Here is a 16,709-nt window from a genome sequence, read left to right on the forward strand (position 1 = left end):
TTTCCTACCAGTTGATTTCGCTGAGCGGCGTGGTTGCCGCCGGGGGCGGTCCGACCGGTCCGGCCGGGGTCCGCGAAAACCGTGGGGCGGGTGCGGCCTGGTCGGCACCGTGGGCGGTGATCACCGTGGACCGCGCCCGCAGATGCTCATCGGCGGCGGCCTCGCTCCACGTCAGCACCGGGGTGACGCACGCGTCGGTGCCGGCGAAGGTCTGTACCCATTCGTTGCGGGTCCGGCTGGCGAATCGTTGGGTGAAGACCTCGCGCATCCGCGGGTAGGAGGCTCTGTCGTGTTGGGCGGGCACGTCGTCGGGTGACAGGCCAAGCCCCGCGAGCAACGCCGCGAAGAACTGTGGCTCGATGGCGCCGACGGCAACGTATCGTCCGTCGGCGGTCTCGTAGCAGCCGTAGAACGGGGCGCCGCCGTCGAGCAGAAACGATTCGCGCCGGTCCCGCAGTGCGCCGGTGGACTTCATGGTCCACATCATCTGGGCGAGCAGGCTCACCCCATCGACCATCGCCGCGTCGATCACCTGCCCCGTGCCCGAACGTTCCCGTTCGTACAGGGCGGCCGCGATGCCGAGCACCACCAGCATCGAACCACCGCCGAAGTCCGCGACCAGGTTCAGCGGCGGCATCGGTGGCCGGTCGGCGTAGCCCAGCGCCGACAGCGCACCGGTCTGGGACAGGTAGTTGATGTCGTGACCGGCGGTCGGCGCCAGGGGCCCGTCCTGTCCCCAACCGGTCATCCGCGCGTAGATCAGCCGCGGGTTGACCGTCGCGCAGTCGTCCGGCCCGATGCCGAGCCGCTCGCAGGTGCCGGGCCGGAAGCAGTCCAGCAGCACGTCGGCCTTGCCTGCCAGCTCCAGCAGCGTGTGCGGCTGAGTCTTGACGTCGAGGTCGACGATTCGCTTGCCGCGGTGCAGCAGATCGCGGTCTTCGGCCGGCATGCTCACGCCTGTTTGGTGGCGACCCGCTTCGCCCGGCTTCGCCGCGCTTGCGATCGCCACGAGCCCGCCTGTTGGACGGCGCACCCGCACCACGTCGGCACCCAGATCGGCGAGCAGCATTCCCGCGTGCGGCCCCGGTCCGATGCCGCCGAGTTCGATGACTCGCACCCCCGCCAGCGGCCCGAGGCCGCTCACGCCGGCTACTTGCCCTTCTTGACCTGGAGCACCCGCTCGCGCAGCGCCTTGGTCGCCGAATCGATCGTCCCCTTCACGGCGCGCTTGAGCACGAAGCCGGGCAGCGGCACGTTCGGATCGGCGAGAAGCTCGAACTTGACCAGGGTCGCGTTGTCTTGCGGCACCAGGGTGTACTTCCCGTCCTGCGCCTTCTGCTGCGAGGAGCTGACCAGCTTCCAGCTCACCACGTTGTCGCCCCACGCGTAGGCGACCACCTGTTCGTCGGTGATCCCGGCGACCTTGACCTTCATCTTCACTTGGCGGGGGCGCCCGTCGTCGCCGGTGTCGAGGATCTCCGCGCTCTGATGCGGCTCCGACCATTCGGGCATCGCTTCGAAGTCGGCGATGACGTCCAGAATCTCGTCCGGACTGGCTTCGATGACGATCTCCCGGGATTCTTTGAGTGCCATGGCCCGCACGATACTGGCCTGGCGTCTCACCCGGAACGTATTGGACCGAGCGTACCGTCGTGCCTGTGAATGATGCCGCGACCGATTCCGCATACACCGTCGGTGACTACCTGTTGGACCGTCTCGCCGAGCTCGGCGTCTCGGAGATCTTCGGCGTTCCCGGCGATTACAACCTGGAATTCCTCGACCACATCATCGCCCACCCCCGCATTCGCTGGGTCGGCAACGCCAACGAACTGAACGCCGGCTACGCTGCCGACGGGTATGGGCGGTTGCGCGGAATGTCAGCTTTGGTAACAACTTTCGGTGTCGGCGAGCTCTCCGCTGCCAACGCGGTCGCGGGCAGCTACGCCGAGCAGGTGCCCGTCGTGCACATCGTCGGCGGTCCGTCCAAGGACGCCCAGGGCACCCGCCGGGCCCTGCACCATTCGCTGGGCGATGGCGACTTCGAGCACTTCTTCCGGGTCAGCCGCGAAATCACCTGTGCCCAAGCCAATCTCATGCCCGCCACGGCCCGCCGTGAGATCGACCGGGTGCTGTCCGAGGTGCGTGAGCAGAAGCGCCCCGGCTACATCCTGCTGTCCACCGACGTGGCCCGCTTCCCCACCGAGCCGCCCGAGACGCCGCTGCCCCGCTACACCGGCGGCACCAGTCCCCGCGCCCTGGCGATGTTCGTCGAGGCCGCGACCGAACTCATCGGCGACCACCAGATCACCGTGCTCGCCGACCTGCTGGTGCACCGGCTGCAGGCGATCAAAGAACTCGAGGCGCTGCTGGCCGCCGACGTGGTACCGCATGCCACGCTGATGTGGGGAAAGAGTCTGCTCGACGAGAGTTCACCCAACTTCCTGGGCATCTACGCCGGGTCCGCCAGCGCGCCGGCGGTGCGCACCGCGATCGAAGAGGCACCCGTGTTGGTCACCGCCGGTGTGGTGTTCACCGACATGGTCAGCGGCTTCTTCAGCCAGCGCATCGACCCCTCCCGGACCGTGGACGTCGGCCAGTATCAGAGCAGTGTGGCCGGAGAGGTCTTCGCGCCGTTGGAGATGGGCGCCGCGCTCGAGGCGCTGGCCACCATCCTGGTCCGGCGCGGGATCTCGTCGCCGCCGGTGGTGTCGCCGCCGGCCGAACCACTGCCGCCGCCCCCAGCGCGCGACGAACCGCTCACCCAGAAGTTGTTGTGGGACCGCCTGTGCGTGGCCCTCACACCGGGCAACGTGGTGCTCGCGGACCAGGGCACCTCCTACTACGGCATGGCCGACCATCGGCTGCCGCAGGGCGTGACCTTCATCGGTCAACCACTATGGGGCTCAATCGGTTACACATTGCCCGCCGCGCTCGGGGCGGCGGTGGCGCATCCGGACCGCAGAATAGTGTTGATCATCGGGGACGGCGCCGCGCAGCTGACCGTCCAAGAGCTGGGCGCGTTCTCACGCGAGGGCCTGTCCCCCGTCATCGTGGTGGTGAACAACGACGGCTACACCATCGAACGGGCGATCCACGGCGAGACCGCGCCGTACAACGACATCGTCAATTGGAAGTGGACGGACGTGCCCCGCGCGCTGGGCGTCACCGACCATCTGGCGTTCCGGGTCCAGACCTACGGCGAGCTCGACGAGGCCCTGACCGCCGCCGCGGAGAATCAGGACCGCATGGTGTTCGTCGAGGTGGTGTTGCCGCGGCTCGAAATCCCCAACCTGCTGGTCGAACTCGTCCAGCCGACGTCACCGGACGGTAGTCCGCGACGTTGACGCACTAGCGCGAGTTCTGCGTCCGATCCGCACCGGACCGCAGGATGGCCTGCACCGTCCGACGGCAGCGACCGCAATCGGCGCCCGCTCCGCACGCCTGGGCGACCTCCTTCGTGGTCGATGCCCCGCACGACACGACCTCGGTCACGGTTTGACTGGTGACTCCATTGCACAGGCACACGAACAACGGCGAATCCTCAGTCCGCCTCGATGCGCATCATGTCGAAGAATCGGCCGACGAACAACGGCGGGTAGGCACCGATGCCCGCCCCCGACATCCACTGCGCCGCGGCGTCGGGGTGGTCGATCCACTCTCGGGCGCTTTCTTCGTCGGGGAACTCCTGCAAGATCAGCACTTCGTGGTCGTCGTCGAAAGCCTGGAATACCCACGTCTTTCGGATGCCGGCCGTGGTGAATCGGTCGATCGCCGTGCTGACTTCGTAGGTCAGCAGGGATACGTCGTTCACGGACGCGATGGCGGCGACCACGACGCCCGGTGCCGCCGGGCTTTTCGGTGGCTGCGCGATGAACCTGTCGACGATCTCGCCGGCGAAGACGGCCGGGATGTCCTCGACGCCGGCCTCGTCGAACCAATCGAAGAAGACGCGGGAGCGCAGCAGCTCCACGATCGGCTCACGGCTGTGGACGCCGATCATCACCAGTACCCGACCGTGGTCGCGGGTTGAGGTGTAGACCAGCACGTGGTGCGCGCCGATATCGGCCAGCGCGGCCTTGTTGCGTTCCAGCAGCGGCCATACCCGGGTGGGATCGGGGACGCGGTAGTCCGACGCGATCACCATCGAGTGGATATCGCCGTTATTCATCGGAGTTGGTCCTTCATCACTTTCCCCGTCGCGTTGAGTGGGAGTGAATTGAGGAACTCTACCGTGCGGGGCACCTTGAAACCGGCCATCCGGTCGCGACACCAGCCGATCAATTCGTCGGCGCTGACGTCGCCTTTGCGGACCACGAACGCTTTGCCGACCTGGCCCATCCGTTCGTCGGGGACGCCGATGACGGCCGCCTGCGCGACGGCCGGGTGGTTGAGCAGGAAGCCCTCGATCTCGGCCGGGTAGGCATTGAAGCCACCGACGATGAACATGTCCTTTTTCCGGCCGACGATGCGCAGCCGCCCGGCCTCGGTGAAGTCGCCGAGGTCTCCGGTGTGCAGCCAGCCATCGTCGTCGATCGCCTGGGCGGTGGCCTCCGGTTCGTCTAGGTAGCCCTTCATGACCCCGTAGCCGCGGACCAGCACCTCGCCGTCGTCGGCGATCCGCACCTCGACCCCGTCGCACGGCACGCCCGCGGTGGTCGCGACGTCCTCGAAGGAATCGCCGGGCAGCGAAAGGGTGACGTTGCCGGCCTCGGTGAGCCCGTAACCCGTCATCAGCGTCTGGAACGGCAGTTCGTCGTGGATGCGGCGGACCAGCTCGACGGGGATGTCGGCGGCGCCGGTCACTCCCGCGCGCAATGACGACAGCCCGGACTTGTCCTGCACCGTAAGCAACGAGTGATACAGCGTCGGCGGTCCGGGAAGCATCGTGATGCGTTCGCGTTCAATGAGTTCCACGACCGTGTCGACGTCGAACACCGCGACGGGCAGCATCGTGGCACCGCGCAGGAAAGACGTGACGAGACCCGCCTTCAGCCCAAAGGTGTGGAAGTAAGGGTTGATCTGCAGGTAGCGGTCGCCCTCGCGCAGGTCCGCAAGGGTCGCCCACTCCTCATACATGCGCAGCGTTTGACCGTGACTCAGCATCGCCCCCTTGGGGCGCCCGGTCGTGCCCGACGTGAAGATGATGTCCGAGGTATCGATGCCGCTCACCGTTCGCTCGAATGGTGAACCGCTGGACAGGAAATCGGACTTCAGGTCGATGACCGGCACGCCGGCGGGCGCGGTGTAATCCTGGTCCAGGAAGCCCTTCTGGACCAGGACGGCCTTCACCTTGCTGCGGACGATGATGTCGCCGGCTTCTTCGGTCTTGAACCGGGTGTTGACCGGGACGAGCACGCCACCCGCGGTGAGCAACCCGAACGCAGCAATGATCCACTCGGCCGAATTGGGCGCCCAGATCGCGACCCGGTCACCTTTGTCGACGCCGAGGTCCGCGAAGGCGCCTGCGGCGCAACGGATTCGCTCGACTACCTGCCTGAAAGTCAAGCGCAGTGGACCGTCGACGACTGCTTCCGCATCGCCGAAACGATCCGCCGCGCTCAAGACCATCTCGGGGATGGTCTGCCATGCCTGATTTGGCCGGCTCCTCCTCATCGCGCTGCGCGCTCTGCATCGTCGCCGCCCGTTGGCGGGGCTGTCACACCGTGACGAGCCGACCGAGGTTGCCGCCCATGATCTTTGCCTGGTCCTCAACGGACAGGTGGGAAAGCGCCTCGATGTAATAGGTCGGCTCCGCCAGCCCCTCCGGGTGCGGCCAGTCCGAGCCGTAGAGCACCTGATCGACACCGACGAGGTTGACCAGATCGTCGATGCCATCCTCGAAGAACGGGCTGACGTGGATCCGGTTCTTGACCATCTCGACCGGGTCGCTCGGGAACGCCTCCGGGGCCTTGCGGAAGACCTCGGCCAGGCCGTCCAGCAGCGGGGTCATCCACTTCGAACCGGCCTCGACGATCGCGACCTTCAGCTTCGGGTGGCGGTAGAGCGCGCCGTGAATGACCCACGACCCCACCGAGTCCTGGATCGGCCGCCACTCGTTGAGGATGCCCATCGCGTTGGTCTGGAACGGCAGCATCTCCTGGTCGGCGCCGTCCCACTCCGAGGTGTACCGGGAGTAGCCGCTGTCGCTGGAGTGCATGCCGACCAGCACGTCGTGCTCGACGACCCGCTCCCAGAACGGGTCGAACTCGGGCACCGCGAACGACCGCGGACCTCGGAAACCGGGGACGGGCGCCGGGCGAACCAGGATGGCGCGGGCGCCACGCTTGACCGCCCACTCCAGTTCCTCGATCGCCTTCTCGACGATCGGCAGGGTGATGACGGGTGTGGTGAAGATGCGGTTCTGGTAGTTGAAGCCCCAGACCTCGTCCAGCCACTCGTTCAGCGCGTGGACCAGAACGTGGATGGCGAGCGGGTCGTCACGCAGACGCTCCTCCAGGAGGCTGGCCAAGGTCGGGAACATCAGCGTCTTGTCCAGGCCCAGCTCGTTCATCGTCTCCAAGCGTGGGCCGGGCTCGAAGAACGCCGGGATCGCGCGCATCGGCTCACCGAACAGCTCGCGCTTGCTCTTACCCTCCGGGTTGCCGTACTTGAAGTACTCCTCCCAGGCGCCCGGCCGGGCGACGACCTCGAAGGTCGGGTTGGGAATGTAGTTGCTGATCTGGCCGCGGATAGCGATCTTGGTGCGACCGTTGATCTGCACGTACTGGACGTAGTCCTTGTACTCCTTGGGCAGGAACTTGGTCAGCGCCTCCGGCGGCTCGTAGAGATGGTTATCCGCGTCAAAGATCGGAAATGGAACGTCCACCTTGTGCGACAACTGGCCCATGGAATCCTCCTTCTTGATTTGTGAGAATACTATTCTCTACAGGCGCCTAACCGCAACGTGGCCCCGCCGAACCCGGTTAGACGTGGTCAGCACGACACGAAAATCTTGAAGGTGGCGTCTGCCGGCTCACCGGGTTTGTCGGTTCTGTAACCGTTGGCGGTGCCGGAGACGGTGAATTTGTCGCCCGTCATGCTCATGTCCGCGCTGCCGCCATCGCCCCGCGAGTACATGCCGCTGAAGCCGCCCAGGTTTTGGATGTGTACAGACTCGACCGTCGCCGGTTGCGCGCTCTCGTCGACGATGAGTTTGGCACCGGCAAAATTGCCGCCGATTTCGATCGTCCGACTCCACTCCCGCTGGCTGCACTTCACGATGTGGAAGTTTCGGTCGTTACCGTTCACGGTGACGGACGCCGTGCCGGCGAGCTGGGTTGCTGGCCGCGACGTGCACGCGCCAACCAATGCGACGGCCAGGACCCCCGCAGCGGCGGCCACGATTCGGTTCCGCATCACGTCACCTCCATCCTCGCTGACGAAAGTTCGTAGCCTGCAGCGATGATGTTATTCTCGCGAAAAGAGAATGCCAATATCGGGTTCCTGTCGAGGAGCGATTACACACATGGTGGACCTGGAGATCGACGACGGGTTGGCGGTGGTCACCATCGACCGCCCACACGCGCGCAACGCCATCGGTCTGGACACCATGGACCAGCTGGAGAAGGCGCTCGATGCGTCGGCCGGCGCGCAGGCGCTGGTGATCAAGGGTGCCGGGGACAAAGCTTTCGTCTCCGGTGGCGACCTCAAGGAATTGAGCGCGTTGCGGACCGAGGAGGACGCCGCGGCCATGGCCCGGCGGATGCGGTCCATCTGTGATCAGCTGGCGGATTTCCCCGCTCCCGTCATCGCCGCGCTCAACGGCCACGCGTTCGGCGGCGGGGCCGAAGTCGCCGTCGCCGCCGACATCCGCGTGGCCGCCGACGACATCAAGATCGCGTTCAACCAGGTGCAGCTCGAGATCATGCCGGCCTGGGGCGGAGCGGAGCGGCTGGCCGCGCTGGTCGGCAAGAGCAGGGCGCTGCTGTTGGCCGGCTCAGGAACGGCCCTCACCGCGGTCGATGCCGAACGCATCGGGTTGGTGGATCAGGTCGTGGCCCGCGGCGTGTTCGACTCGCCCGACCGGGGGTGGCGAGCCGTCGCACGCTCGCTGGCGCGCAGGCCGGCGACCGAGATAAAGCGGGTAATCCGCGGAGTTTCTCCTGAGGAGGCGATAGCATCCTTCGCACGGTTATGGGTTGCCGACCCGCACTGGCAGGCCGCAGAACGGGTGATGAACCGCAACGCCAAGCCGCGCCCGGCAGCCGGAGGAGCGTCATGACCACAATGAAGACAGTGATGGGCGTCGGCTCCATCGTGTCGTTGGCTTCTCTATTGGCAGCAGCAGGTCTGCTGGCGGAAAGCGGACAGGCCCGTGCCGACGATCCGGTCATGCATCACGTCAGATACACCGTGAGCGCGCAGAATCCGATCTATACCAGCATCTATTACCTGGACCATCAGCCGGACAAATTCTCCGACTACAGCCACAACCCCTACTCGTTCACACCGCACGTCGACATCGACCTGGCCCCGGGCAAGCCGTGGGGCTTCGATCTGGACATGTCGAACCCCGACGCTTACGCGATGGTCGTGGCGAGCACGGGCACGGAGCCCGGCACGCCGGGACTTCACTGTGACCTGGCGGTAGACGGCGCCGTCGTCATATCCAAGGACGGCCCCAAAGGCGTGCTCTGCTCGCTGCGGAACTGGTGAACCAGCCAGGTCTCCGGTACACCCTCGATCGGCTGCGGTTCGCCTTCCAGGCGGCGCAAGTAGTTCTCGACCAACTCCACCGTCTCCGCATGGCCGGCGGACATACCGATCGCCTGCTCGAGCACCAGGAAGCGCGACAGGCTGCTCATCAGCACCGTCCACACCACCGGAGGGATGTCGATGTCCTGGCCCCCGTCCTGAATTCTGGAGCCGTAGCGCTCCAGCGCGGTCGCTACCGCTTGGCGCTGCTCTTCGCGGAAACGCTCGGCATAATAAGCGATTTCGGCCCGCATGTCCTTGCGGTGATTGGCCAGTGCCATGAATTCCATGGAAATTCGCGTGAACGCGGGATCGGTGCCGAATCGCCACAGTGCCCACAGCGGCTGTGGCAACTTCAGCATTTGCGCGTGCGCCTCGAGCGCCTCTTCGGCCCGGCGCCGAAAGACTTCCAGGAACAGCTCTTCCATGGTGCGGAAGTAGTAGTGCACCAGTTGAGGCTTCAGCCCGGCCTTGTTCGCCAGGCGCCGCGACGTCACCGCGGCGTAGCCCTCTTCGAGCATCAGCTGTTCGGCGGCATCGAGCAACAAGACGCGGTTTTTCGCGTCCGGCGCCCCGATTCTGCGGGCCGATGTCATGTCCCTGCTCCGTACTGTGTGCCATCCCGTGCCAACCCCACGGATCGTATCGTGGCGCGGCGTTGCGACCTTGACCCTGACATTACCGCCATGCTAAGCAGGTGCTCAGCACATTTTCGATCTCGAAATCGGGCGGCGGAAGCGATGTGCCGCCGAATACCACCGGTAAACCCAGCCCAGGGAGACGCAATCCGATGAGCACCTTCGACTCGATCGACTTCTTCACCGATCCGTCACTGGTCCCAGATCCGCACCCATACTTCGACTACCTGCGCAGTCAGAACCCGGTGCTGCGCCTTCCGCACTACGGCGTCGTCGCGGTCACCGGTTACGAAGAAGCCACCGAGATCTACAAGGACCCGGAGACGTTCTCCAACATCGTCGCGCTCGGCGGGCCGTTCCCGCCGCTCCCCTTCACGCCCGAAGGCGATGACATCACCCCGCAGATCAACCAGCACCGCAGCTCTTTCCCCATGTTCGAGCACATGGTCACCATGGATCCGCCGCACCACACCAAGGCCCGATCGGTGCTCGCCAAGCTGCTGACCCCGAGCCGGCTGAAGCAGAACGAGGAGTTCATGTGGCGCCTCGCCGATCGTCAGCTCGATGAGTTCCTGCACAACGGCGAGTGCGAGTTCATCGCGGAATACTCAAAGCCGTTCGCCACCTTGGTGATTGCCGACTTGCTTGGCGTCCCGGAGGACGACCACAAGGAGTTCCGCGTCGTCCTGGGTGCCGACCGCCCCGAGGCACGCGTGGGCGCCCTGGACCACGAGTCGGTGGGCATCAACCCACTCGAGTGGCTCGACGACAAGTTCTGTAACTACATCGAGGATCGCCGTCGGGAACCGCGCGGCGACGTGCTGACGTACCTGGCGGAAGCGAAGTACCCGGACGGCTCGACGCCCCCGGTGATCGAGGTCGTCCGTTCGGCGACGTTCCTTTTCGCAGCCGGCCAGGAGACCACGGCCAAGCTGCTCAGCGCCGCCCTGCAGGTTCTGGGCGACCGGCCCGACATCCAGCAGCAGGTGCGCGAGGACCGCAGCCTGATTCCGGCGTTCATTGAGGAATCGCTGCGGATGGAAAGCCCGGTGAAGAGCGATTCGCGGCTGGCCGTCAAGGCGACCACCATCGGCGGCGTCGACATCCCCGCCGGCACCGTGGTGATGATCCTGCCGGGCGCGGCCAACCGCGACCCCCGCCGGTTCGAGAACCCGCACGAGTTCGACCTGCGCCGCAAGAACGTCCGCGAACACATGGCGTTCGCCCGTGGTGTGCACTCCTGCCCCGGCGGCCCGCTCGCCCGCGTCGAAGGCCGTGTCTCGATCGAGCGGATCCTGGACCGGATGCCGCACATCGAGATCAACGAAACCCATCACGGACCGGCCTACGAGCGTCGCTACACCTACGAGCCGACGTACATCCTGCGCGGCCTGAGCGAACTGCACCTGTCGTTCACCACCGCGGACGCGATCGCTCCGGTGGCTTAGGACTACTCGCTCGCGGGCGCTACCGGACCTGCATTCCGACGAAGTAACAGCCGAGCAAGACGAAGGCGATCAACACCACCCACGCGTCGGTGAGTCGGCACAGCAGGACTGGGGCGTCCCGCACCTCCATGAACTCGCGAAAGATGATGCGCACCTTGACCAGTGCGATGACGATGACGCTCGACGTGACCACAGCGCTGGATTTCAGCGCCCCGTCCACGGAGCGGTCTATCCACAGATAAGCCAGCGTCAACGCGGCCAAGATCGTCCAGACAAACAGCAATCTCTTGTTGAATCTGATTCCGATCACCTCACCACGTAGAGCAGCGCAAAGATCAGCACCCACAGGAAATCGACGGTGTGCCAATAGGTTGCGCCGGTTTCGATGATTTCCTGGGAGCGTCGCACCGGACTCCGGAGTTGGTACACGATGACGCCGAGGACGACGAAGCCGATCAGCAGGTGGACGAAGTGGATCCCGGTGAGGAAGAAATAGAACATGAAGAAGTCGTTACGCTCTATGCCGTTTCCGGCCTGAACCAACCGGGCCCACTCGAACACCTTGAAAAACAAGAACGCCACGGCGAACGTTGCCGTGATGAAAACATCCCTGAGAGCCGCCCCATAGACGCCGGCGCGGGCAGACTGAACACACCGCGCCACCGACCATGAGCTGAGTAGCAGGACCAAGGTGTTGAAGACCCCGACGCGCAGGTCGAGGTGAGCCTGCGACTGGAGGAAAAGCTCGGGATTGCGGCCCCGTGAGAACAGGTAGAAGCCGAAATAGCCGGTGAATACCAGTGTCTCGAACAATACGAAGGCCCACATGTCGGGCTGGCCCGGCACGGCCCTGACGCGTTCGCGCTTGTCGGCTAGGTCGGTCACGGCGCGACCGCCTTCTTCCGCGGCAGGTCCGGCAGCTCTCCGGTCCCGAAGTCTTCGCGGCGGATCATCTGGAACAGCATGACGATGAACGTGACTTGGTAGATGCCGAACACGACCATGTCCAGCCACCACGCGATCTCGCCGTCCCACGCGAACACGCCACGCCGGAAGATCCAGCAGGGCGCCACGACGACCTCGGTCAGCGCGTTGCACAGGTTGAGATAGCCGAACCACTTGGGGAATACGCGATTCTTGTCGAGCAGGATCGCCACCATCCAGATCAGCGAACCGATCAGGAACACTCCCATGGTTCCGTCGAACGACAAGAAGGCGAAGTCATAGAGCCAACCGATCACTCGGGGGTCGCGGTCGGGTCGCAGCGTGCCGACGATCAGCGCGACGTTGAGCAACAGCATGCCGGGAACTGCGCTGAGCGAGTAGATGAGCAGATACGAGTAGGCGAACGCGCGGCTGACGGACATGCGCCGCATCGAATACGCGATGAGGGCGTTGTTGACCGTGATCATGCCGCTGATGGCGAAGATGACCCCGAAGCCGACGGGTATGCCGAGGCGACGCTCGGCGAACCAGTGGACCTGCGTGGCGAGGTCCCAGGTGGGCTCCGGCGGCGGCTGGACCTGCGCCACGATGAAGAACATCGGGAAGAACAGACCGTAGAACACTATGAGGATCCCCCACGCCAGCCACAGTTCTCGCTTGGGGTCGCGCCGCAGGTGCCAGCCGATTCGTTGATGCAGCGGCCCGGAAGGGGGCGTGGCCGGGGCCGTCGGCGGTGTGATCACAGCGCTCATGCGATCGCCAGTTCATTTGGGTGGTCGCGGTTTTCGGCACGCTCGCGATAAACGGCTCGCCCCAGCACGACGCCCATCACGATGATCCAGACGGCAATGGCAACGTTTTTCACCCAGAACGACAGCAAGCCGTCCCAGGCCAGCGGGCCGGTCAACGACACGCCGACGAATGACGCCGGCACCAGCGCAGCGCCCACCAGAAGGTTGAAGTGTGCGACCCAACGGCTGAATACCGGGCACGCCTGATCATCGAAAAAGATTGCCAGGGCCAGTATTACGCACTGCCCGATGAAAAATGGAACGAGGATGGTAAAGGTGATCCAGCCGAGATCGTTGAGCAGCTGAGTCAGCTCGGGACTGCGCTCCGGACGAAAGGCGGCCAGCAGCCAGCAGACGTTGGCGATGAGGAACAGCGTCGGGCCGCCGGCCGCGCACCCAAGCACGGCGTAGGCAAAGATCGGCGTCCGATGCGCCATGCGACGGATTTGCAGCACGATCAGGGCCAGGATCGGCACCAGGCACACCCCGAACCAGTTGAACAAGATCATGCTGGAACGGATCTGCGGAATATGCCCCGGATCGCGGTAGAACGCGGCCACCTGCTCCGCCGGCATGGTGGGCGACATCGGCGGGTTGAATCCCGGGAACAGGAAGAAAGAGGCGATCCACAGGATCAGCGCCGCCGGCAATGTCCAGAGCAGGATCAGCTCGCCATCGGTCCGCCGCGACGCGGTCCGCGCGGATTGCCTACCGCCTGCATCGTTTGCGCTGGCGTCGGACATCGGTACTCCTCCCAAGCACGAAATCGCAGCCGAAACTCGGCTAGTGAGCGAAGCTAGCCGATCGGCTAGCCAGGGTCAATAGCGTCGTCTAGTCTCGGTGCGTGGGAACAGCACGGGAGCCGGTCACCGATGAGCAATTCTGGCTGATCGCGCACAGCCCGGCACGGACACGGGTACTCGATGCCGCGCTGGATCTGATCGCCACACACGGTGTCAGCGGTACGTCGCTGCAGATGATCGCCGACGCCGTCGGGATCACGAAAGCTGCTGTCTATCACCAATTCCGGACTAAAGAGCAGATCGTCATCGCCGTGACCGAGCGCGAACTCGGTCGGCTCGAGCCGGCGCTCGAGGAGGCCGAGGCATACGACGACGGTCCTCAGGCAAGGGATGCGTTGCTGGTGCGTGTGGTTGAGATGGCCGTGCGCGATCGCCGGTTGGTGCGCACGCTGCAATTCGATCCCGTCGTCGTCCGGTTGCTGGCCGAGCACAAGCCATTTCAACTTTTCATGGACCGCCTGTACCGGGTGCTACTGAGCGATGCGGGGCTGGACGGGCGGATCGAGGCCGCCATGTTCTCGGGCGCCCTCAGCACCGCGGTCATGCATCCGCTGGTTGCCGATATCGACGACGACACACTGCTCGATCGGGTCACCGACTTGAGCCGACGCCTGCTCGGTCTGCCTCGGGAAACCCCCGAGTGACTGCTACGTGTCGGCGCGGACCCAGCTCGATATGCCGTCGTGCGCAATGCAGATGAGGAACAGACCGTCGGGCGCCTGCGCGACGTAGTTCAGATAGTTCTGGCAGTCGGCGTTTTCGTCCTTGACTCCCGCCATCGGCGGTGAGCGGAACCATCGAGGCTGGTATCGCCTCGGCGAGCCGCAGAACATCAGCCGTCCGGGCTCCGAGGCGAAGGAGACGTATCCGTCGGCGACTCCGAAGGCGTAGTAGGTGGTGTTGTCACACGGCGCACCTAGAACCTGATGGGGCATGATGCCCGGCGTGCAGGCGGGGTAGTCGCAGACAGACGGCCCGGCCGAGGCGGGCGGCGGCGCCGCCACCACCCCGGCGCCGAGCAATGCGGCAACCAGAGCCACGATTGATCGCACCCGATTACTCTGCCACACCTGAAAAGAAAATTCTCCTGGTTGGAGAAGATCACCTGGGCCGAACAGTGGTCGGCGGCGGGCGATTCCGAAGCCACTGCGACCTGTACCGGGCGCGCGAGTATTTCCGCATGTGAGGGCCAGGAAAGCGGCCACTCGACGCCGGCGTTGAGCCCCGGCCGGAGTGATAAGCTGCTTCTCCGTGCACGATCCGGAGGGGCCCGACGCCGACGATTGTGGCGACCCCGGGGATGTGACCGATCCCGACGAACCACAGTCAAGCGCAGGCGCCGATGGCGGCGACGTAGCGACCGCGTCCGAAGTGGACGCAGACGACGAAGTTGCCAAGGCCGAAGCGCGCGCCGAGGCGGCTCTGGCGCGCCTTTTACGGCTGCGCGACGCAGCCCGAATCGGGAGCGCGGACGACGACGCCCAAGATGTCGAGCAGCGCCCCACGAAGTGGACCGGGAGACGGCTGCGGCTCCGGCGTCCGGTACGGCCACGATGGCTGCGGCGTCCAAAGCGGAAAACAGTAGCGACCGGCGTCGGCTCCGTGCTTTTCACGGCCTCGGTCGCCGCGACCGCTTACATGCTGTGGCAGCACCACATCGCGGCGCACAATCGCCAACTCGCCGCGGAATTCAGCGCCGCCGCCCGGCAAGGGATCACGGCTTTCATGTCGATTGACCCCGATCATGCCAAGGAGGATGTCCAGCGCACCATCGATGCCTCCACGGGCGACCAGAAGGACCAGCTGTCTGTGCTGTCGACCCTGATGGTCAAGAAGGCCGAGGAGACCAAGGTCGGGACCAAGGTCACCATCGAAGCCGTCGCCGTCCAGTCGTTGAGCGACAATTCGGGAGTCGTGCTTGTGGCGGCGAAAACCGATCCCATTGGGCCGGATAACGCCAAACCGCCACCGGCCTTATTTCGGCTGAGCGTCAATATGAACCGCGACGGCGGCCGGCTCAAGATGTCGAAAGTTGACTTCCTGCGATGACTGTCGAACATGGCTCGTCGCCGGACGGCGCGGAAAAGGCGATTGACGACATGGAGACTTCACCCGCCGGCGAAGACGGGAGGCCACCCAGTACGGAGCGACCGGCACGCTTGCGCCGGTTGGCGGCGATTCGGCGCCGGGCCGTCCGGTATTCGGCAAAGTGGCGCTCGATCGTCGCGACAACGTTGGTTATTGCCGCCGTGGGAGTCGCCGCCAGCGTGTACTTCATCCTGTACCGGCCGGATCAGCAGGTCGGCGATGCGGCGGCGCACCGGGCAATCCAGGCGGCGTCAGATGGTGCCGTGGCCGTGTTGTCGTATTCCTATGACCATTTGAACCGCGATTTCGACAACGCGAAATCGCATCTCACCGGCGGCTTTCTGACCTATTACAGCAAATTTACCGACGAGATCGTCGCGCCGGTGGCGCAGAAGGGCCGACTGACGGCGACGGCCAAGGTGATTCGAGCCGCAGTCTCGGAATTGCATCCCGATTCCGCCGTCGTGCTGGTCTTCGTCGACCAGACCACGAAAAGCGTGCAAAAGAAAGATTCCGAGAACACGCAGAGCAGCGTCTTGGTCACGCTGACAAAAGTCAACGGTTCCTGGCTGATCGCGAAATTCGACCCGTCCGGATGAGCGCGGCAGATCTTGTCCTAACCATTACCAGGCGACCCGGAGCGGTGTAACGTCATCGCTCGAGAACGCCGCAACCGACGGCGAAAAGGTGCCATAGGCACTCTCGGATTTCGCGCTTCGAGGAGCACGTGATGCGTTCAGTCAAAACACTCACCACCGCAACGCTGGTGGCTGCCACCGTATTCGGCGGTTTGAGCACTGCATCGACAGCCCAGGCAATAACCAAGGAAGACGTCGCCATCAACGGGACTTTCCGCGCCACGTCCATTGGCGATTGGGCCCAGAGAAATGACCAGTACTTCGGCGAACCGACGGTTTACCAAACGTGGACCATCAGTTCGACTTGCGACTCGACCCAGGTCTGCCATGGCTCAGTGACGAGCGACCAGGGATGGAGCGCGCCCCTATATATGAATGACGGGGAGATGTGGAAGGTGAGGCGCGAAGTGCCGAATTGGGAGCGGTGCGAGGACGGCACCGCGTTCCCCGGACAGCAGCAATTCTTTTTCTACCCGGTGAACGACAATGGTGGATTCCAGATCGGGTCGCGGGTCTTCTCGGGCAAGGACAAGACAGTCGGCCCGAGCGGTGCCTGCGGGCAAAACAATTGGCTCGATATCACGATGCCGTTACGCCTGGACCAGCTCTCCTGACCGGGCGGCCGTAGCTTCTCATGCCTCGCACCTCGGGCAGCTTCGGCACA

21 protein-coding genes are annotated in these 16,709 nt (G+C 64.8%); 8 read left to right on the forward strand and 13 right to left on the reverse strand.

The annotated features are described in order from the left end of the window. Nucleotides 1-4: 4 nt before the first annotated feature. Both B8W69_RS25460 and B8W69_RS25465 read right to left on the reverse strand, forming a co-directional pair. Nucleotides 5-1,144, reverse strand: a complete 1,140-nt coding sequence (locus B8W69_RS25460; RefSeq protein ID WP_085292481.1) for a CaiB/BaiF CoA transferase family protein — start codon at nucleotides 1,142-1,144, stop codon at nucleotides 5-7. A 5-nt stretch (nucleotides 1,145-1,149) separates the two neighbouring features. Continuing rightward, entirely contained in the window at nucleotides 1,150-1,593 is a 444-nt protein-coding gene (locus tag B8W69_RS25465; protein WP_085292482.1) for an SRPBCC family protein, read from the reverse strand. A gap of 65 nt (nucleotides 1,594-1,658) precedes the next feature. Between B8W69_RS25465 and B8W69_RS25470 the strand changes: the two genes are divergently transcribed. Then, complete coding sequence (locus B8W69_RS25470) at nucleotides 1,659-3,344, forward strand: alpha-keto acid decarboxylase family protein (RefSeq protein ID WP_085292483.1); 1,686 nt, start codon at nucleotides 1,659-1,661, stop codon at nucleotides 3,342-3,344. 4 nt (nucleotides 3,345-3,348) lie between these two features. On the opposite strand, the gene B8W69_RS25475 is transcribed toward B8W69_RS25470, so the two are convergent. From B8W69_RS25475 to B8W69_RS25495, 5 genes are all read right to left on the reverse strand, one after another. After that, entirely contained in the window at nucleotides 3,349-3,531 is a 183-nt protein-coding gene (locus B8W69_RS25475) for a (2Fe-2S)-binding protein (protein ID WP_085292484.1), read from the reverse strand. Between the two features lie 10 nt (nucleotides 3,532-3,541). After that, nucleotides 3,542-4,168, reverse strand: a complete 627-nt coding sequence (locus B8W69_RS25480; RefSeq protein ID WP_085292485.1) for a fatty-acid--CoA ligase — start codon at nucleotides 4,166-4,168, stop codon at nucleotides 3,542-3,544. Continuing rightward, nucleotides 4,165-5,568, reverse strand: coding sequence for a FadD3 family acyl-CoA ligase (locus B8W69_RS25485; RefSeq protein WP_245843365.1), 1,404 nt, complete (start codon nucleotides 5,566-5,568; stop codon nucleotides 4,165-4,167). Before B8W69_RS25485 ends, B8W69_RS25480 begins: the two co-directional genes overlap by 4 nt. An 88-nt stretch (nucleotides 5,569-5,656) precedes the next feature. Then, nucleotides 5,657-6,847 carry an amidohydrolase family protein gene (locus B8W69_RS25490; RefSeq protein ID WP_085292487.1) on the reverse strand — a complete coding sequence of 397 codons (1,191 nt, stop codon included), beginning with the start codon at nucleotides 6,845-6,847 and terminating at the stop codon, nucleotides 5,657-5,659. A gap of 86 nt (nucleotides 6,848-6,933) precedes the next feature. Next, nucleotides 6,934-7,356, reverse strand: a complete 423-nt coding sequence (locus B8W69_RS25495) for a lipoprotein LpqH (protein ID WP_085292488.1) — start codon at nucleotides 7,354-7,356, stop codon at nucleotides 6,934-6,936. 109 nt (nucleotides 7,357-7,465) lie between these two features. Between B8W69_RS25495 and B8W69_RS25500 the strand changes: the two genes are divergently transcribed. Both B8W69_RS25500 and B8W69_RS25505 read left to right on the forward strand, forming a co-directional pair. Beyond that, nucleotides 7,466-8,221 carry an enoyl-CoA hydratase/isomerase family protein gene (locus tag B8W69_RS25500; protein WP_085292489.1) on the forward strand — a complete coding sequence of 252 codons (756 nt, stop codon included), beginning with the start codon at nucleotides 7,466-7,468 and terminating at the stop codon, nucleotides 8,219-8,221. Between the two features lie 5 nt (nucleotides 8,222-8,226). Further along, a complete protein-coding gene (locus tag B8W69_RS25505; RefSeq protein WP_500684406.1) occupies nucleotides 8,227-8,655 on the forward strand; it encodes an Rv2576c family protein in 429 nt (142 codons plus the stop codon). On the opposite strand, the gene B8W69_RS25510 is transcribed toward B8W69_RS25505, so the two are convergent. Continuing rightward, the gene (locus B8W69_RS25510) at nucleotides 8,571-9,290 is read right to left on the reverse strand and encodes a TetR/AcrR family transcriptional regulator (RefSeq protein ID WP_085292490.1); all 720 of its coding nucleotides are present in this window, start codon (nucleotides 9,288-9,290) and stop codon (nucleotides 8,571-8,573) included. The genes B8W69_RS25505 and B8W69_RS25510 overlap by 85 nt on opposite strands. 194 nt (nucleotides 9,291-9,484) lie before the next feature. Between B8W69_RS25510 and B8W69_RS25515 the strand changes: the two genes are divergently transcribed. Beyond that, nucleotides 9,485-10,780 (forward strand): cytochrome P450, encoded by a 1,296-nt coding sequence (locus tag B8W69_RS25515; RefSeq protein WP_085292491.1) that lies wholly within the window; start codon nucleotides 9,485-9,487, stop codon nucleotides 10,778-10,780. 19 nt (nucleotides 10,781-10,799) lie between these two features. On the opposite strand, the gene B8W69_RS25520 is transcribed toward B8W69_RS25515, so the two are convergent. Genes B8W69_RS25520 through B8W69_RS25535 form a run of 4 tightly spaced genes read right to left on the reverse strand, consistent with a single transcriptional unit; the run spans nucleotide 10,800 to nucleotide 13,259 of the window. Beyond that, complete coding sequence (locus B8W69_RS25520; RefSeq protein ID WP_181447479.1) at nucleotides 10,800-11,087, reverse strand: cytochrome C oxidase subunit IV family protein; 288 nt, start codon at nucleotides 11,085-11,087, stop codon at nucleotides 10,800-10,802. Then, nucleotides 11,087-11,665, reverse strand: coding sequence for a cytochrome c oxidase subunit 3 family protein (locus tag B8W69_RS25525; protein ID WP_085292493.1), 579 nt, complete (start codon nucleotides 11,663-11,665; stop codon nucleotides 11,087-11,089). Before B8W69_RS25525 ends, B8W69_RS25520 begins: the two co-directional genes overlap by 1 nt. Continuing rightward, nucleotides 11,662-12,477, reverse strand: a complete 816-nt coding sequence (locus B8W69_RS25530) for a hypothetical protein (RefSeq protein WP_085292494.1) — start codon at nucleotides 12,475-12,477, stop codon at nucleotides 11,662-11,664. Before B8W69_RS25530 ends, B8W69_RS25525 begins: the two co-directional genes overlap by 4 nt. Continuing rightward, a complete protein-coding gene (locus tag B8W69_RS25535) occupies nucleotides 12,474-13,259 on the reverse strand; it encodes a hypothetical protein (RefSeq protein ID WP_085292495.1) in 786 nt (261 codons plus the stop codon). The genes B8W69_RS25530 and B8W69_RS25535 overlap by 4 nt, the downstream gene beginning before the upstream one ends. A gap of 101 nt (nucleotides 13,260-13,360) precedes the next feature. Between B8W69_RS25535 and B8W69_RS25540 the strand changes: the two genes are divergently transcribed. Next, on the forward strand, nucleotides 13,361-13,963 hold the full coding sequence (locus tag B8W69_RS25540) for a TetR/AcrR family transcriptional regulator (RefSeq protein WP_085292496.1): 603 nt from the start codon (nucleotides 13,361-13,363) through the stop codon (nucleotides 13,961-13,963). Nucleotides 13,964-13,966: 3 nt separating this feature from the next. Here B8W69_RS25540 and B8W69_RS25545 read toward each other — a convergent pair whose 3' ends face one another. Next, nucleotides 13,967-14,359, reverse strand: coding sequence for a hypothetical protein (locus B8W69_RS25545; protein WP_085292497.1), 393 nt, complete (start codon nucleotides 14,357-14,359; stop codon nucleotides 13,967-13,969). Between the two features lie 211 nt (nucleotides 14,360-14,570). On the opposite strand from B8W69_RS25545, the gene B8W69_RS25550 reads away from it, so the two are divergent. The 3 genes from B8W69_RS25550 to B8W69_RS25560 all read left to right on the forward strand — a co-directional run bounded on the left by B8W69_RS25550 (nucleotide 14,571) and on the right by B8W69_RS25560 (nucleotide 16,659). Continuing rightward, the gene (locus B8W69_RS25550) at nucleotides 14,571-15,368 is read left to right on the forward strand and encodes an Rv1363c family protein (RefSeq protein WP_085292498.1); all 798 of its coding nucleotides are present in this window, start codon (nucleotides 14,571-14,573) and stop codon (nucleotides 15,366-15,368) included. After that, nucleotides 15,365-16,006: an Rv1363c family protein gene (locus B8W69_RS25555; protein ID WP_085292499.1), complete on the forward strand. Its 642-nt coding sequence runs from the start codon at nucleotides 15,365-15,367 to the stop codon at nucleotides 16,004-16,006. The genes B8W69_RS25550 and B8W69_RS25555 overlap by 4 nt, the downstream gene beginning before the upstream one ends. Before the next feature lie 131 nt (nucleotides 16,007-16,137). Continuing rightward, nucleotides 16,138-16,659 carry an Rv2253/PknI dimerization domain-containing protein gene (locus tag B8W69_RS25560; protein ID WP_085292520.1) on the forward strand — a complete coding sequence of 174 codons (522 nt, stop codon included), beginning with the start codon at nucleotides 16,138-16,140 and terminating at the stop codon, nucleotides 16,657-16,659. Nucleotides 16,660-16,709 lie beyond the last annotated feature (50 nt).

It is taken from the genome of Mycolicibacterium vulneris (genome assembly GCF_002104765.1).
GTDB classification, from domain to species: domain Bacteria; phylum Actinomycetota; class Actinomycetes; order Mycobacteriales; family Mycobacteriaceae; genus Mycobacterium; species Mycobacterium vulneris.

Excerpts from the sequence above, each read along its gene's own strand:
- B8W69_RS25465 (WP_085292482.1), bottom strand. The coding sequence starts at position 1,593 with ATGGCACTCAAAGAATCCCGGGAGATCGTCATCGAAGCCAGTCCGGAC.
- B8W69_RS25480 (WP_085292485.1), bottom strand. The coding sequence starts at position 4,168 with ATGAATAACGGCGATATCCACTCGATGGTGATCGCGTCGGACTACCGC.
- B8W69_RS25485 (WP_245843365.1), bottom strand. The coding sequence starts at position 5,568 with ATGGTCTTGAGCGCGGCGGATCGTTTCGGCGATGCGGAAGCAGTCGTC.
- B8W69_RS25490 (WP_085292487.1), bottom strand. The coding sequence starts at position 6,847 with ATGGGCCAGTTGTCGCACAAGGTGGACGTTCCATTTCCGATCTTTGAC.
- B8W69_RS25495 (WP_085292488.1), bottom strand. The coding sequence starts at position 7,356 with ATGCGGAACCGAATCGTGGCCGCCGCTGCGGGGGTCCTGGCCGTCGCA.
- B8W69_RS25500 (WP_085292489.1), top strand. The coding sequence starts at position 7,466 with ATGGTGGACCTGGAGATCGACGACGGGTTGGCGGTGGTCACCATCGAC.
- B8W69_RS25505 (WP_500684406.1), top strand. The coding sequence starts at position 8,227 with ATGAAGACAGTGATGGGCGTCGGCTCCATCGTGTCGTTGGCTTCTCTA.
- B8W69_RS25510 (WP_085292490.1), bottom strand. The coding sequence starts at position 9,290 with ATGACATCGGCCCGCAGAATCGGGGCGCCGGACGCGAAAAACCGCGTC.
- B8W69_RS25515 (WP_085292491.1), top strand. The coding sequence starts at position 9,485 with ATGAGCACCTTCGACTCGATCGACTTCTTCACCGATCCGTCACTGGTC.
- B8W69_RS25530 (WP_085292494.1), bottom strand. The coding sequence starts at position 12,477 with ATGAGCGCTGTGATCACACCGCCGACGGCCCCGGCCACGCCCCCTTCC.
- B8W69_RS25535 (WP_085292495.1), bottom strand. The coding sequence starts at position 13,259 with ATGTCCGACGCCAGCGCAAACGATGCAGGCGGTAGGCAATCCGCGCGG.
- B8W69_RS25555 (WP_085292499.1), top strand. The coding sequence starts at position 15,365 with ATGACTGTCGAACATGGCTCGTCGCCGGACGGCGCGGAAAAGGCGATT.
- B8W69_RS25560 (WP_085292520.1), top strand. The coding sequence starts at position 16,138 with ATGCGTTCAGTCAAAACACTCACCACCGCAACGCTGGTGGCTGCCACC.